The 14,775-nt window shown below is 73.4% G+C and carries 14 protein-coding genes and 1 pseudogene; 8 read left to right on the forward strand and 7 right to left on the reverse strand.

Features of this window, described 5'->3' with window-relative positions:
- Positions 1-26 precede the first annotated feature (26 nt).
- Both asnB and ACQEVZ_RS00150 read right to left on the reverse strand, forming a co-directional pair.
- On the reverse strand, positions 27-1,928 hold the full coding sequence (gene asnB, locus ACQEVZ_RS00145) for an asparagine synthase (glutamine-hydrolyzing) (protein WP_433359492.1): 1,902 nt from the start codon (positions 1,926-1,928) through the stop codon (positions 27-29).
- Positions 1,928-3,124, reverse strand: a complete 1,197-nt coding sequence (locus ACQEVZ_RS00150) for a glycosyltransferase (RefSeq protein ID WP_433359495.1) — start codon at positions 3,122-3,124, stop codon at positions 1,928-1,930. Before ACQEVZ_RS00150 ends, asnB begins: the two co-directional genes overlap by 1 nt.
- Before the next feature lie 139 nt (positions 3,125-3,263).
- Between ACQEVZ_RS00150 and ACQEVZ_RS00155 the strand changes: the two genes are divergently transcribed.
- Genes ACQEVZ_RS00155 through ACQEVZ_RS00175 form a run of 5 tightly spaced genes read left to right on the forward strand, consistent with a single transcriptional unit; the run spans position 3,264 to position 9,336 of the window.
- A complete protein-coding gene (locus tag ACQEVZ_RS00155; RefSeq protein WP_433359498.1) occupies positions 3,264-4,289 on the forward strand; it encodes an NAD-dependent epimerase/dehydratase family protein in 1,026 nt (341 codons plus the stop codon).
- The gene (locus tag ACQEVZ_RS00160) at positions 4,286-5,308 is read left to right on the forward strand and encodes a glycosyltransferase family 4 protein (RefSeq protein WP_433359501.1); all 1,023 of its coding nucleotides are present in this window, start codon (positions 4,286-4,288) and stop codon (positions 5,306-5,308) included. Before ACQEVZ_RS00155 ends, ACQEVZ_RS00160 begins: the two co-directional genes overlap by 4 nt.
- 25 nt (positions 5,309-5,333) lie before the next feature.
- A complete protein-coding gene (locus ACQEVZ_RS00165; RefSeq protein WP_433359504.1) occupies positions 5,334-6,785 on the forward strand; it encodes a polysaccharide biosynthesis tyrosine autokinase in 1,452 nt (483 codons plus the stop codon).
- The gene (locus ACQEVZ_RS00170; protein WP_433359507.1) at positions 6,782-7,402 is read left to right on the forward strand and encodes a low molecular weight phosphatase family protein; all 621 of its coding nucleotides are present in this window, start codon (positions 6,782-6,784) and stop codon (positions 7,400-7,402) included. The genes ACQEVZ_RS00165 and ACQEVZ_RS00170 overlap by 4 nt, the downstream gene beginning before the upstream one ends.
- Positions 7,399-9,336 carry an acyltransferase family protein gene (locus ACQEVZ_RS00175; RefSeq protein WP_433359510.1) on the forward strand — a complete coding sequence of 646 codons (1,938 nt, stop codon included), beginning with the start codon at positions 7,399-7,401 and terminating at the stop codon, positions 9,334-9,336. Before ACQEVZ_RS00170 ends, ACQEVZ_RS00175 begins: the two co-directional genes overlap by 4 nt.
- Here ACQEVZ_RS00175 and ACQEVZ_RS00180 read toward each other — a convergent pair.
- The 3 genes from ACQEVZ_RS00180 to ACQEVZ_RS00190 are packed head-to-tail and all read right to left on the reverse strand — an operon-like array spanning position 9,333 to position 10,878.
- Positions 9,333-9,581 carry a hypothetical protein gene (locus ACQEVZ_RS00180; RefSeq protein ID WP_433359513.1) on the reverse strand — a complete coding sequence of 83 codons (249 nt, stop codon included), beginning with the start codon at positions 9,579-9,581 and terminating at the stop codon, positions 9,333-9,335. The two genes, ACQEVZ_RS00175 and ACQEVZ_RS00180, sit on opposite strands and share 4 nt — an antisense overlap.
- Entirely contained in the window at positions 9,578-10,372 is a 795-nt protein-coding gene (locus ACQEVZ_RS00185) for a hypothetical protein (RefSeq protein WP_433359516.1), read from the reverse strand. The genes ACQEVZ_RS00180 and ACQEVZ_RS00185 overlap by 4 nt, the downstream gene beginning before the upstream one ends.
- Before the next feature lie 56 nt (positions 10,373-10,428).
- On the reverse strand, positions 10,429-10,878 hold the full coding sequence (locus tag ACQEVZ_RS00190; protein WP_433359519.1) for an SRPBCC family protein: 450 nt from the start codon (positions 10,876-10,878) through the stop codon (positions 10,429-10,431).
- A gap of 95 nt (positions 10,879-10,973) precedes the next feature.
- On the opposite strand from ACQEVZ_RS00190, the gene ACQEVZ_RS00195 reads away from it, so the two are divergent.
- Positions 10,974-11,264 carry a hypothetical protein gene (locus ACQEVZ_RS00195; RefSeq protein ID WP_433359522.1) on the forward strand — a complete coding sequence of 97 codons (291 nt, stop codon included), beginning with the start codon at positions 10,974-10,976 and terminating at the stop codon, positions 11,262-11,264.
- Positions 11,265-11,290: 26 nt separating this feature from the next.
- A pseudogene (locus tag ACQEVZ_RS00200) lies at positions 11,291-12,562 on the forward strand (DUF4419 domain-containing protein); the annotation flags it as partial.
- Positions 12,563-12,595: 33 nt separating this feature from the next.
- Here the strand turns inward: ACQEVZ_RS00200 and ACQEVZ_RS00205 are convergent.
- Positions 12,596-13,237, reverse strand: a complete 642-nt coding sequence (locus ACQEVZ_RS00205; protein WP_433359525.1) for a response regulator — start codon at positions 13,235-13,237, stop codon at positions 12,596-12,598.
- Entirely contained in the window at positions 13,234-14,343 is a 1,110-nt protein-coding gene (locus ACQEVZ_RS00210; protein WP_433359528.1) for a sensor histidine kinase, read from the reverse strand. The genes ACQEVZ_RS00205 and ACQEVZ_RS00210 overlap by 4 nt, the downstream gene beginning before the upstream one ends.
- A gap of 45 nt (positions 14,344-14,388) precedes the next feature.
- Here ACQEVZ_RS00210 and ACQEVZ_RS00215 point away from each other — a divergent pair, with 45 nt between their 5' ends.
- Positions 14,389-14,763, forward strand: a complete 375-nt coding sequence (locus tag ACQEVZ_RS00215; RefSeq protein ID WP_433359531.1) for a hypothetical protein — start codon at positions 14,389-14,391, stop codon at positions 14,761-14,763.
- The last annotated feature ends 12 nt before the right edge of the window (positions 14,764-14,775 follow it).

Here is a 14,775-nt window from a genome sequence, read left to right on the forward strand (position 1 = left end):
ACGGCCCTGATGCGGTCACGGTGCGGTCACGGCAACGTCTGGAGACGCGCCATGCCGCCGGCGTCGACGAACTGGCGGTGCCACAGCTCGAACTGCAGCAGCGACCACAGCCGCCGACTCTCGTCGGCCCCGCCGTCGTGGCGCCGCAGCATCGCCTGCACCTCGTCCTGCCGGAACAGGCCGCGCGACCGGGCGGTGGCGTCGGTCAGCACCGACCAGGTCAGCTCGCGCAGGTCGCCACGCAGCCACGCGGCCAGCGGGACCCCGAAGCCCATCTTGGGCCGATCGATGACCTCGGCCGGCAGCCAGTCCGCCATCGCCCGCCGGAACAGGTACTTGGTGGTGCCGGGCCGGACCTTCAGCCGGGTCGGCAGCGCGGCGGCCCACTCCAGCAGGTGCTGGTCCAGCAGCGGCGAGCGGGCCTCGACGGAGTTCGCCATCGTGGTGACGTCGACCTTCGCCAGCAGGTCGCCGGGCAGGTAGGTGTTGACGTCGGCGTCGATGACCCGGCCGACGGCGTCGGGCGCCGCCGAGCGGCGGAAGGCGTCCTCGAGCAGCGCGACGCTGTCCACCCCGCGCAGCCGCTCCCGCAGGTCGTCGGTGTACAGGGTCCGCAGCTGGTCTTCGGAGAAGATCGACATCATGCCGGCGTAGCGGCCGATCGGTGGGCGGGACAGCAGCCGCAGCGTCCTGCCCACCCGCCGCAGCGTGCTGCGCGGCGCCGCCCGGTCCCCGAACGCGCCGAGCCCGTCGAAGAGCCGCCGCGGCCGCAGCGCGGGCAGCCGCGCGAGCGACCGCATCAGCAGGTACCGGTGGTACCCGCCGAAGCACTCGTCGCCGCCGTCGCCGTTGAGCACCACCGTGACGTGGGCCCGGGCCAGCCGGGCCACGAAGAAACTCGGGATCGCCGACGGGTCGGCGAACGGCTCGTCGAAGTGCCACGCCAGGTCCGCCAGCAGCTGCGGCAGCGGACCGAGGTCGGCCGGCCGCACGACCATCTCGTGGTGGTCGGTGCCGTACCGGTCGGCGACCTGGCGCGCATACCGGCGCTCGTCGAAGCGGTCGTCGTCGAACCCGATGCTGAAGGTCCGGACCGGTCGCGCCGACAGGCGGGCCATGGCCGCGACGACGGCGGAGGAGTCCAGGCCGCCGGACAGGAACGCGCCCACCGGCCGCTCGCCGACCAGGCGGGCGGCGACCGCGTCCAGCAGCAGGTCCCGCAGCCGCTCGGCGGCGGCGGGCTCGTCGGGCACCGGCGTCTCGGTGCAGTCCAGCCGCCAGTACGGGCGCACGCTCACCCGGCCCGCCTGCCACGTCAGCAGGTGCCCGGGCGGCAGCTTGTGCACGTGCTCGAAGATGCTCCACGGCGCGGGGACGTACTGGTAGGTCAGGTAGTGGTGCAGGGCGACCACGTCCAGGCGCGGGGTGAACGCCCGGTCCTGCAGCAGCGCCTTCGCCTCCGACGCGAACGCGACGCCGCCGCCGGTGTCGCGCCAGTACATCGGCTTCTTGCCGACGCGGTCGCGGCCGAGCAGCAGCCGCCCCCGGGCGGCGTCCCAGATCGCGAACGCGAACATGCCGCGCAGCCGGTGCACCAGGTCGTCGCCGAACTCCTCGTACAGGTGGACCAGGCACTCGGTGTCGCCTGCGCTGGTGAACGCGTGGCCGCGGCGGATCAGGTCGGCGCGCAGCTCGGCGAAGTTGTACAGCTCACCGTTGCAGACCGCGACCACCGACCGGTCCTCGCTGTACACCGGCTGCCGACCCCCGGCGACGTCGACGATCGCGAGCCGGCGCATGCCGAGCGCCGCCGCCGGACCGTCGTGGACGCCCTCGTCGTCGGGTCCGCGATGGGCGAGCACGTCGCACATGCGCCGCACGAGCACGGCGTCCGCGCCGGCGCCGGCCACACCCGCGATCCCGCACATCAGCGGCGGACCTGCGCCGCGGCGAGCATCCCCCGGTACAGGTCGACGTGCTGGTCGACCATCGTGTCGCCGTGCAGGTGGATCCGGCTCCACTGGCGGGCCGCGCGGCCCATCGCCTGGGCCCGGCCCGGATCGGCGAGCACGCCGGCGATGGCGTCGGCGAGCCCGGCCGGGTCCCGCGGCGGCACGAGCAGCCCGCGACCGTTGGCCAGCAGCTCCGGCGAACCGCCGACGGCGGTGGCGATGACGGGCCGGCCGGCGGCCATCGCCTCCATCACCGCGTTGCTCATGCCCTCGGTGAGCGACGGCAGCACGACCGCGTCGGCGCGGGCGAGCAGCCGGTCGACGTCCGTGCGCGGGCCGAGCATGCGCAGGTCGACCCCGAGCCGGGTGGCCTGGCGGATCAGGGCCCGGCGCTGCTCGCCGCCGCCGGCGAACACGAACGTGCACGGCGTGCCGCGGTCGCTGAGCAGCCGGCCCGCCTCGAGCAGGTGGTCGTGGCCCTTGTACCGCTTGAAGTTGGCCACGCACAGCACGACCGGGCGCTTGCTGCGGATGTGCGCCGGGCGGGCGTCCGCGAAGGCCTCGTCCGGGAGCCCGTTGTAGATGACCTTGATCTTGGTCGTGGTGACCTTCTCGGTATGGCGGACGCAGGCGGCCACGGCGTAGGCGTTGGCGACCAGCAGGTGCGTCATCCGGGTCGCGATCCGCTCGGTGAGCAGCGCCAGCCGCCGGCCCTGCTTGAAGTCGTCCAGGCTGCGGCGCCCGGCGATCACGACCGGTACGCGGGCGATGCGGGCCGCGGGCGCCGCCATGACGTAGCTGTGGAACAGGAACGCGTGCACGAGCCCGGGGCGGGTCTCGCGCAGGAAGCGGGTGAGCCGGACGAACGTGGCGAGCAGGCAGGACACCGCCCGCCAGCCCGGCCGGGGGGTCCAGCCGAGATAGACGGTCCGCACGCCGGCCTCGCGCAGCGCCGCCGAGCGCGGCCCCTCGCCCGTCAGGACCACGACGGTGACGTCGCTCCCCCGCCGCTGGAGCCCGTCGGCGAGCATGACGATCTGCTTCTCGGTGCCGCCCAGGCCCAGCTGCCCGATCACGATGCAGACCCGCAGTCCCGCACCCGCCGGCGTGGACGCCTGTGCGGGAACGGCGGTGAGCGTCGCCGCGCCCCCTGCCGACGATTCATCTTCCACGCCACCACCATATGACCTCAATATGGCTATAAAACGATTTTTCGTGTTCTGCAAACCGCTTTGCCGGAATTCGATAGATTCGTGCGGCAAGAGCCGCATCCGCTGCACACCATCCCACCGCCATTGGAGGCCACCGATCGTGCCTGGGACGACGCCGCAGCCGCAGACCTACCTCGTCACCGGCGGCGCCGGTTTCATCGGTTCGCACCTCGTCGAGGCACTGCTGCGCCGCGGCGACCGGGTCGTCGTCCTGGACGACTTCTCCAGCGGCCGCCGCGCCAACCTGGCCGGCGTCGAAGGCCACCCGGGCCTGCGCGTCGTGCAGGGTTCCGTCCTCGACGAGCTCGTCGTCGAGGACCTCGTGCGCCAGTGCGACGTCGTCGTGCACCTCGCCGCCGCGGTCGGTGTCCGGCTGATCGTCGAGCAGCCCCTGGCCTCGCTGACCACGAACCTCCGCGGCTGCGAGAACGTCGTCGAGGCCGCGTGGCGCCACCGCCGCGCCGTCCTGCTGACCAGCTCCTCGGAGATCTACGGCAAGAACAGCACCGGGCCGCTGCCCGAGGACGCCGACCGCATCCTCGGCTCGCCGTCGGTCGTCCGCTGGGCGTACAGCACCGCCAAGGCCGTCGACGAGATCCTGCTCAACGCCTACCACCGCGAGCGTGGCCTGCCCACGATCATCGCCCGCCTGTTCAACACCGTCGGGCCGCGGCAGAGCGCCGCCTACGGCATGGTCATCCCGCGCCTCGCCAGGCAGGCGGTCGCCGGTCATCCCCTCACCGTCTACGGCACCGGCGAGCAGACCCGCTGCTTCGTCCACGTCGCGGACGTCGTCGACGCGCTGCTGCGGCTGCTGGCCACGCCGGCCGCGATCGGGCAGACCGTCAACATCGGCTCCTCCGACGAGATCAGCATCCGCCGGCTCGCCGACCTCGTCGTCGCCGCCGCCGGCAGCCCGTCACCGATCGAGCTGATCCCGTACCACGAGGCCTACGGCTCGGGATTCGAGGACATGCACCGCCGGGTGCCCGACACCCGGCGGCTGCGGGAGCTGACCGGCTGGGCCCCGCGCCGCACGCTGCACGACGTGCTGACCGCGGCCATCGCCGAGGCACGGGCCGAGGCCGCCGCACCCGTCCCGCAAGGGCAGCTGGTCGCGTCGTGAACCCGCCCTGGCTGGCCGCACCGGTCCTCGCGGGGCTCGCCGCGGTCCCGCTGGCCGCCGTCCTCACCGCGGTGTGCCGGCGCACGGCCGTGCGCACCGGCATCGTCGACCGCCCCGGCGGCCACAAGTCCCACGCCGCGCCGACGCCCTACCTCGGCGGCCTCGCCGTCGCCGCGGCGACCCTCGCGCCGGCGCTGTTCCTGGTCGCGCGCGGGCCAGCGCCCGCCGCGGCCCTGCTGCTGGCCGTCGCGGCCGCCGCCGTCGGCACCCTGGGCCTCATCGACGACCTGGCACCGCTGAGCGTCAACACCCGCCTGGTCGTCGAGGCCGGCGCGGCCGGTCTCGTCGCACTCGCCGGGCACACCGTGCCGGTCACCGGACAGCACTGGCTCGACGTCGCGCTCACCGTGGCGTGGATCGTGCTGCTGACCAACTCCTTCAACCTGCTGGACAACATGGACGGTGCCGCCGCCGCGACCGCCGCCGTCACCGCCGTGCTGCTCGGCGTCGCCGCCACCGGATCCGGCCGCGAGGCGCTGTGGTGGTGCCTCGGCGGCGCCTGCGTCGGCTTCCTGTGGCACAACCGGCCACCGGCCCGCATCTTCCTCGGCGACGCCGGTTCGCTGTTCGTCGGCTTCCTCATCGCGACCGGCACCGTCGTCGCCGCACCCGACCGCTCCCCCGGCACGCTGGCGGTGCCGCTACTGCTCGCCCTCATCGCCGTCGTCGACACCGCGCTGGTCGTGGTCGCGCGCCGCCGCGCCGGCCGGTCCTGGCGGCAGGGCGGCGCCGACCACACCTCCCACCGCCTGCGGCTGCTCGGCCTGTCGGCGGCGCAGGTCGCCGCGGCGCTCGCCACCGGCGCGGCCCTCTGCGGCGGCCTCGCCCTGCTGGTGCGCGCCGGTCAGCTGCCGGCCACCGCCGGGCTCGGCATCGCCGCCCTCACCGGCACCACCGCCGTGTGCCTGCTGCTGCGCGTACCCACACCGACCGCACCGGCGGCCCAGCGCGTGCGCTGACCGCCCGCACACCGTCCCGCACACGATGAAACCCGAAAGAGGCCCGGCCTTGGAGCTCCGCTCGATCCTGCCGCTGCTGCGCGAGCGCTGGAAGTCCGTGGTCGCCACCGTCCTGGCCGCGATCGCCGTCGGCATGGTGCTCACCGCCCGCCAGACGCCCTGGTACGAGGCCAGAACCACGCTGTTCGTGTCCGCGTGGGCCGACGGCGGCGACGCGGCGAAGGCGTACCAGGCCGACCTGCTGTCCCAGCAGAAGGTGAAGTCGTACTCGGTGATCGTGCGCGACAAGCGGGTCATGCGCAGCGTCATCGACAAGCTCGACCTGGCCGTCACGCCGGACGCCCTCGCCGCGCGGGTCAGCACCGACACGCTCGAGGACACCGTGCTGCTGACCATCCGCGTCACCGACACCTCGCCGCAGCAGGCGCAGCGCATCACCGACGCCGTCGCCGACGAGTTCATCCGGCTCGTCCCGACCCTCGAGGCCACCCCCGACGGCAGCCCCTCACCCGTGCACGTCAGCGTGGTCAGCCCCGCGGACCCGCCCGGCGTGCCGGTCTCACCGCGGCCGCTGCGCAACCTGGCGCTGGCGACGCTCGCCGGACTGCTGGCCGGCGCGGCCCTCGCCACCGTCCGGCACGCCATGGACACCTCGATCAAGACCACCGAGCAGGCCGAGGAGATCACCGGCACGTCGCTGCTCGGCGTGATCCCGCGCAACCCGGACCAGACCGGCATCGCCGCCGTCACCGAGGAGGACTCCAGCGGCCGCCAGGTCGAGGCGTACCGCCAGGTGCAGACCAGCATGCAGTTCATGGACGCCGACCAGCGCACCAAGGTCGTCGTGGTGACCAGCTCCGTGCCCGCCGAGGGCAAGTCCGTCACGTCGTGCAACCTGGCCCTGTCGATCGCCGAGTCCGGGCGCTCCGTCCTGCTCATCGACGCGGACCTCCGCCGCCCGCAGGCCGCCGGCTACCTCGGCGTGCCGTCGGGCGCCGGCCTCACCAGCGTCCTGATCGGCCAGGCGGAGCTCGACGACGTCATCCAGCCGTGGGGCGACACGTCCCTCTCCGTGCTGGCCAGCGGCCCGGTCCCGCCCAACCCGAGCAAGCTCATCGGCTCCAACCACATGCGGCGGCTGCTGGACGAGCTGCGCTCCCGGTACGACATGGTCATCATCGACACCCCGCCGGTCCTGCCCGTCGCCGACGCGATCGTCCTGTCCGCCCTCAGCGACGGCGCGATCTTCGTCGTCCGCCACGGCCACACCCGCCGGGACCAGGTCGGCAAGGCGACCGCGGCGCTGCGCCGCGCCGAGGTCGACGTGCTCGGCTTCATCCTGAACATGACGCCGCGGCGCACCGAGGACGCCTACAACTACTACGACGCCTACTCCGCCGGGCACGCCGCCACCTCCGTCGGCACGCTCGCCGGACGCCTCACCGGCCTGCGCGAGAAGATCGCCATCCGGCTGTGAACACCAGCATCACCGCCACCGACCGCCAGTTCCGCATCCTCTACGTCTGCGTCGGCAACCTCTGCCGCTCGGTCCTCGCAGAGCACCTGACGCAGCGCGCCATCACCGAGTGGCCGCCGGCGCTGTCCCACCGCTTCCACGTCCACAGTGCCGGCACCCGCGGACGTGACCGCCAGCCGATGCACCCGTACACCGCGCAGGTCCTCACGGCCCGGGGCGCCTCGCCCGCGGCGTTCACGACCAGCCGGCTGACCGCCGTCGCGATCCGCGGGGCGGACCTCGTGCTCACCGCCACCGTACGCGAACGCGACGACGTCCTCGCGCTGCACCCCGCGGCCGTCCGCCGCACGTTCACCATCAACGAGTTCGCCCGCCTCGCCCCGCCGGACGGCGGTCTCGCCGACCCGGACCTGCCCGAGGATCCGGTCGCGCTGGCACGGCAGCGGGTCGCCGCCGCGGTGCGCCGCCGCGGGCGCACCCGGTGCGGGACCGGCTCCGGCGTGGCGCCCGACGACATCCCCGACCCGGACCGGACCCTGGACGCCTTCGACGACTGCGCGACCGCGATCGACCGCGCGGTACAGGTGATCCTGCACGCGCTGAGCGGACCGCGGTGACCGACCGGCGGCCCGCCCTCGACGGCCTCCGCGCCGTCGCGGTCGCCGCCGTCGTCGCCTACCACCTCGACCCGCGGCTGCTGCCGGGCGGGTTCCTCGGCGTGGACCTGTTCTTCGTCCTTTCCGGCTATCTCATCACCGGCCTGCTCCTGCGCGAGGCCCGCAACGGTCCCGTCGACGTCATCGCGTTCTGGATCCGGCGCGGCCGCCGCCTGCTGCCGGCGCTGTTGCTGATGGTCGCCGCGGTCGCCGTCGCCGTCCGCCACTGGGAACCCGCCGGGCTCTGGGCCGACCGCAGGGGCGACCTCATCGCCGCCCTCTGCTACTACGCCAACTGGCAGGACATCACCGCGCCGCTGTCGTACTTCACGCAGACCGCCGCGCCGTCACCGCTGCGGCACATGTGGTCGCTGGCGGTCGAGGAGCAGTGGTACCTGCTGTGGCCGCTGGTGCTGCTGCCGGTCCACCGGCGCCGCCCCCGCCCCGCCACGGCCGCCGCGCTGCTGGCCGTGCCGGCCGCCGCCAGCGCACTGATCATGGCCGTCACCTACGACCCGGGCAACCCGATCCGCGCCTACGCGGGCACCGACGCCCGCGCCCAGGAGCTCCTCATCGGCGCGGCCCTGGCGCTCGTCGCGCGGCGCGCCACCGGCGCGCGGCTGGTCACGCCGTTCGCGCTCGCCGCCTGCGCCGGGCTGATGCTGCTCGTCGACGACGCGGCACCGTTCTACTACCGCGGCGGCGCGGCGCTGGCATCGGTCGTCTTCGCCGCCCTCATCTGGGGTGTCGAGAGCGCCCCTGACACGCCCGTCGCCCGCCTGCTCGCCACCGCGCCGCTGCGCGGCACCGGCCGCGTCTCGTACGGCATCTACCTGTGGCACGTGCCGGTCATCGCCTTCACGCCGCACGCGCTGCCCTGGCACCTGTCCGGTGCCGGGACCGCCGCCGTCGCCGCGGCCGTCACCCTGCTGCTCGCGACCGGCTCATACCTGCTCGTCGAGCGCCCGGTCCTGCGCGGGCGGCCCCGAGCCGCCTGCCGGACCGGGACGAGGTTCGTCACCGCGGCCGTGGCGGCCCTCGCCGCCTGCGCGACGCTCGCGGTGACCGCCACCACCTACGCGACCGGCTACCAGGCCCAGCAGGTCGACGCCGCGCGGACCGCCGGCGAGCACGCGGTCGCCGCCGGCTCCGCGACCGGGGCGATCTGCCCCGACACGACGTCGATCTGCGTCCGGACCCGGCCCGAAGGGACCGGCCGTACCGTCGCCGTCGTCGGCGACTCGATCGCCCGGTCGCTCGACCCCGGCATCGCCGACCTCGCCGCCCGCAACGGCTGGGGTTACGTGCTCGCCGCCCACAACGGCTGCGGGCTCACCGGCCTGCTCAACACCGACGGCGCCCAGCCGAAACCGTTCATGCGGCAGTGCGCGGCGCAGACGCCGGCCCGCATCCGGCGACTCCTCGACGAGCACCGTCCCGATCTGGTCATCGCGTATTCGCGGTGGGAGCTCATCACGCACCTCACCCCGTCCGGCGAGCGGGTCGAGCCCCTGTCGAGCCGCTGGAAGGCCGACGTCCACGAGCATCTGCGGGCGTTCGCGCAGACCGTGACGCGCGCGGGGGCGAAGCTGGTGCTGGTCGCCGTCCTGCCGCTCGTCCCGGCAGGCCCGGACTGCCTGCGCGACCCGGCCCCGCCGGCGTGCAGCGCGGCGCCGGACCCGCTGACCGAGGCCACGAACCGGATCTACGCCGCCGTCCGGGACGAGGTGCCGGGCGTAACCCTGGCGACGCTGCAGGAGTCGGTGTGCCCGGGTGGCACCTGCCGTCCCGTCGTCGACGGCGTCCTGCTGCGCGTCGACGGCCTGCACTTCTCCGCCGACGGCGCCCGCTGGTTCGTCGCCCGGATGGCTCCGTTGCTGGCGCCCGGCGGTTAGGCGACCTTCGGGCGGGCGGCGCGGAACACCTCGATGGCGACCTTCTTGCTGAACGCGTCGCTCGTGTCCGACATCCACACGACGACGCTGAACACACCGCCGCCGATCTCCACGCCGACCGCGCGGTCGCCCTCGCCCGGACTGTAGTAGGCGTCGCGGGGGTTCGGCGTGAGGACGCAGTCACCGGCCTTGCCACACGCCCAGCGCACGTCCGGCCCCGACGATGGCAACAGACCCCCGGTCACGGGCCAGTCGAACGGGCGTGGATCGCGAAGGCGGTCAGCAGCACGATCGGGGCGAGGATGCCGGCAATCACCTGCGGCCTGCGCAGCAGCGGCCGGCCTGCGTCCATCGGCCGGACGGGTGCACCGCCCGGCTGCGCGGCCGGGGCCGCCAGCGCGGTGACCTTCGTCATGGCGGCCCAGTTGAGCAGCAGGACGATCGGCGCGGCCACGGCGAAGATGCCGTACCAGCCGAACGTGAACATCTTCTGCTGGAGGTCCCGGAAGACGGCGGTGCCACAGTCGCGGCAGAACGGGCCCGGGGCCCGGGTGTAGCCGATCCAGATCAGCACGGACTGGACGGCGCGGAACTTGGTGTCCGCGGCCGGCACCGCACCACAGCAGCGGCACTGCAGGACCGGCGTCGACGGGCCCGGGTCCGCGCCGGCTGCCGACGCGTAGGCGGTGAGGCTGCCGCCGGCGCCGGTGGCGAGGCGGTGCATCACCTGCTGCGCGGGCCAGATCCGGGCGCCGCCGGGCAGGTCCAGGGCGGCGTGGTCACCGTCGCGGACCCAGGTGCCGCCCACCCGGCGCCGGATCACCTCGCCGACGTAGCCGCCCAGCATGGCCACCCGAACGTCCAGGTCCTTGCCGAGCAGGCCACGCGAGCGCGGGCGGCCGTCCGGCGCCTCCGCGTTCAGGAACCGCTCGATCTCCCACAACGACGACGGTGAGAAGTCGGCGCGGTAGCCGGCCGCCGTCAGCACTTCCACGGCCCAGTCCGCCCCCGCACGCACGTCATGGTCGATCGCCACGGTCATGATCTTGGCACATCGTGTGCCTGATCCCTAGAGCTGACGCTGCCGCCAGGTCAGTAAACGGCCGGGATTCGCCGCCGGAGGGCGATGTCGGCCAGCCGGGAGAGCATCTCGGCGCTGCGTGGGCCGAGCAGCGCCGTCTGGACCCGGCGCGGCAGGTACCGGCCGATGCCCTCGGTCAGCTCGTACACCATGGTCACCCGGGTGCCTCCCTCGACCGGTTCGAGGTCCAGCCGCACCGTCGCCGCGCCGATCGGCCACGCCCGGGCGTGCAGCTCGAGCATCCGGCCCGGGACCACCGCCCGCACCGAGGTCACGTCCGTGATGTGCAGCGGCCACGGCCCGACCTGGTGGTGCAGGCGGGTCCCGACCGCGGGCCAGCCCTCGTCGACGTCCCGGATGTGGGACGCGCCGACCACCCAGCTGGCGTACATCCAGCCGTCGGCCAGGACCGCGAAGACGCGATCGGGTGAGGTGCGGACGAGCTTGCGTCGCTTGGCCACTGCCGTCTCCCTTCGACGCCGGAGATCCGCAGTCTTCCCGCTTCCGGCCGGTTTAAAGCAGGAACGCCGGCATGCAGGCGCGGGAAGATGGTCGAGTGAAGGCGATCTACCCAGACAACGGTGATGGCGATCCGGATGCCGTGCCCGGCGTGTGCCCCGTGACCGAAGGTGCGACTTCACTCACGCTTGAAGTTGACGGAGAGCTTTTCGCCCTCACCCCGAACGAGTTCGGCGGCACCGACTACGCGTGGCTGAGCGGGCCGAACCCCGGCTACGGATTCGGCGTGAGTCCGACCCCGAACCTGTCACTCGACGAGCACATGGAGCACATCCGCGGCTTCCTGGCCCAGGTCGACCCCGCCACCGGATACATCGAGGACGACTGAGCCCATAAGCCCCGACCCAGGCATCGAAGCATGTCCGGCTGCACGCCGAGCAGCTGCGCCCGCGGTTGGTCCAGCACACCGGCAGGAAGCGGCTCACCGTGACCGTCGACGGGCCGATGCCGCACGACACCGCCTCATGGGCGCACCTGACCGGGTCGTTCGCCAAGCTGCTCGCCGCCGAGGTCGTCGACGCCGACCTGTTCGAGTGTGACTTCTCCACGAGCACGGACGTCGAGCGGACGGCGGGGCAGGTGGTGCTGCTCGACGTCTGTTCGCCGTACTTCTCGCTGTGGCTGCGATGCCTCTGCGGCATCCCCTCCGTGACGCTGACCGGCACGGTCGAGGACTGGCGACGCATCCGCGCGCGGGTCGACGCGATCGCCGGCTTCGGCCTGGAGACGTGGTGCCGGTCGCTCGCGCCGATCGCCGACGAATTCGTCCGGGCCTCGGCCGGTGACCCTGACCCCGAGTTCTGGCGGCGCATCTACAACCCGATCGACGCGTACGGCGGCGACGTGATCACCGGCTGGGCGGCCCGCTTCTATCCATACCTCAAGGACATCGCGGTCGACGTGCCGAACCCGCTGCTGGAGCTCCCGATCGGCGAGCCACGTGACGTGACCGTCGAACCCGGCCGCCTGTACGCCGGTCCAGGCGTCCAGAGCTCCTCGATCCCCGCCACGCTGTCGCGGGTGGTCGTCAACGTCAACGATCGGGTCTCCGGCGACAACCGGGTGGTGGCCCTGCACGCCGGCCTCGTCGGCGTCGCCCAGGATCCCGACGGCGCGCTGCGGCCGGTCGCCGCGTGGCACGTGGCGCCGACGGTCATCGAGATCGACGACGTGATCGACCGGCTCGTGCGTGAGCACGACACCACGCCGGCGCAGGACCCGCCCGGTGAGGCACCCGTCGAGGTCGTCGCGCTCTACCACCGGGTCGGCTCCGCGACCCTGTTCGGCGGCCGCTGGCGGCTGGTGCCGGCGGACGAGCGCCGCTACTTCGACACCGGCATCCTGGGCCTGTGGACCGAGACGCTCATCGAGCTGGCCGACGGCCGGACCATCGCCGCGGCGACCGACATGTCCACGATGATCACGTACTGGGTGCTGTGCCGGGTGGTGCAGGTCGGCGAGCCCGGACGGTCCACGCACCGGTTCCGCCTGGCCGACGACCCTGCCGACGTCCCGGTGCTCGGCACTTCCTTCGCCATGCTGCTCGACGCCGCTCTGGACTCCGGCGGCGACGTCGCACACCTGGAGACCGGACGCCTCGACCAACTCGACGCTATGCCCGGCTAACGGCCCGGCTAACGGCCCGGCTAACGGCCCGGTTCATGACGCGTTCAAGCCGTGACGGAAGGCGTACGTGACGGCCTGGGCGCGGTCGCGGGCGCCGATCTTCGTGAACAGGTGGTTGACGTGGCTCTTCACGGTGCCTTCGCTGACGACCAGGTGGGCGGCGATCTCGGCGTTGGACAGGCCGCCGGCCATCAGGGACAGCACCTCGGCCTCGCGGGGCGTGAGGCCGTCCGGGAATGCCGGCCGTGGCGGCGGCGCGGTGGCGATCGCGTCGATGAGGTGCCGTTGTACGGCCGGGTCGATGGCGGCGTGGTTGTCCAGGACCTGTTGCAGCGCCTCCTGGATCTGTGCACCGCTGGCGTCCTTGGTCAGGTAGCCGCGGGCGCCGGCCCGGAAGGCGTCCAGCACCGACCGGTCGTCCGAGTACGTGGTCAGCACGACCACCTTGACCTCGGGCGCCTCGGTGCGCAGGCGGCGGGTGGCCTCGATCCCGTCGCAGCGGGGCATCCGCAGGTCCATGAGCACGACATCGGGTCGCAGGGATTGGGCGAGCGTGACCGCCTCGTCGCCGTCGGCGGCCGTGCCGACCACCTCGAAGCCCTTCATCAACCCGAGCACCATGCTCAGCCCTTCGCGGACCACCCGCTGGTCGTCGGCGATCAGCACCCGGATCATGCCGGCACCACCAGCTCGACCCGGAACCCGTGGCCGGTGGCGCCCGCGCTGAGGGTGCCGCCGAGCAGTTCGGCCCGTTCGCGCATCCCGGTCAGCCCGTAGCCGTCGGTCTCGGCCGGGATCACGGGCGGGCGGTCGGCGAAGTCCTCCACGGTCAGGCGGGTGTCCGTCGACTCGTAGGCGAGCCGCAGCGAGACCCTCGTCGGCGACGCGTGCCTGGTCACGTTGGTCAGCGCCTCCTGCGCCACCCGGTAGAGGGCCAGCCGGGCCTCCGGTTTCAGCGGGTGCGGCTCGCCGGACACCGCGAAGTCGCACGGCACGGCCTGGTCGCGGGTGAACTGCTCGGCCAATGCGGCGAGCCGGTCGGGTCCGGGCAGGTCGTCGTCGCGCAGCGTGCCGATGGCCCGGCGCGCTTCCTCCAGGCCGGTGCGGGCGAGGTGGTGGGCGCGGTCGACGGCGACGGGCACGCGCGGGTCGGTCGGATCCTCGGTGATCAGCATCCGCGCCCCCTCCAGGTGCAGCAGCAGCCCGGACAGCGAATGGGCGAGCACGTCGTGCATCTCCCGGGCCAGCCACTGCCGCTCGGCCAGCCCGGCCGCCTCGGCCAGCGCCGCCTGGCCCTCTTCCAGCTGGGCGAGCAGCCGCTTGGTCTCACGCTGCGACTCGGCCAACCGGAACGCCAGGTACAGCAGGCCGAACAGCACGGCGAACCCGGCGAGCACGGCCAGGAAGCCGAAGTCCTGCCCAGTGATCGAGGCCACCATCTCCAGCACCACGAACGCCACGATCAACGCCGGGACGGCCACCCGGACGGGCATCAGCGCGGTCGCCGCGCACAGCACCGCCACCAGCACCGCCACCGAGCCCGGACCGCCCGGCTGCACCGCCACCAGCGCCACCGAGCTGACGAGCATCGCCCCGACGAAGACCACATGCGCCGGCCGGACCGGCAGCTCGGTGGTCGCGTTGCGGCCGAACACCCCGGTCACGAACACGGCGGTGGCCAGCACCACGATCAGCCGCTTCCCGGTCAGCCCGAATCCGGGCTCGGCGGTGGCCGCGGCCCACACGAACCATGCCAGCATCAGCGGCGTCAGCACGACCACCTGCACACCGTCGTCAAGCTGCTGGCAGCCTTCCTGGCGATCAGCGTGTCCACCGTCGTCGCCGCGGTGGTGATGCGTCACAACCCGGCGCTCGTCACCTCGGCCGTCTGGATCCGCACGCCGCTGGTCGCGGCGAGCGCGGCGGTGCTGCTCTTCCTGGCCCGCCGCGCGGCCGCCGGCGATCGGGGCTCGTTCCGCCGGCTGCGCATCATCTCGATGGTGGTGCTGGCGGCCATCGTCGGCGTCGTCGCCTGGCCGAACGCATTCCCGACCTGGCTGCGTGTCGAGCAGGCCGTGTGCGGCGTGTTCATGCTCAGCGTCGTGGTCCGCACGAACCTGCGTACGGTCCGGTCGTCCATGGAACCCGGCCCGGCGGCATCGGCGCCCACCGCCGTCGCCGCGCGAGAGCCGGGGGCGTAGCGCGGCGGAACA

The organism is Dactylosporangium sp. CA-152071 (assembly GCF_050936335.1).
GTDB classification, from domain to species: Bacteria; Actinomycetota; Actinomycetes; order Mycobacteriales; family Micromonosporaceae; genus Dactylosporangium; species Dactylosporangium maewongense.

Excerpts from the sequence above, each read along its gene's own strand:
- asnB (WP_433359492.1), bottom strand. The coding sequence starts at position 1,928 with ATGTGCGGGATCGCGGGTGTGGCCGGCGCCGGCGCGGACGCCGTGCTC.
- ACQEVZ_RS00165 (WP_433359504.1), top strand. The coding sequence starts at position 5,334 with ATGAAACCCGAAAGAGGCCCGGCCTTGGAGCTCCGCTCGATCCTGCCG.
- ACQEVZ_RS00205 (WP_433359525.1), bottom strand. The coding sequence starts at position 13,237 with ATGATCCGGGTGCTGATCGCCGACGACCAGCGGGTGGTCCGCGAAGGG.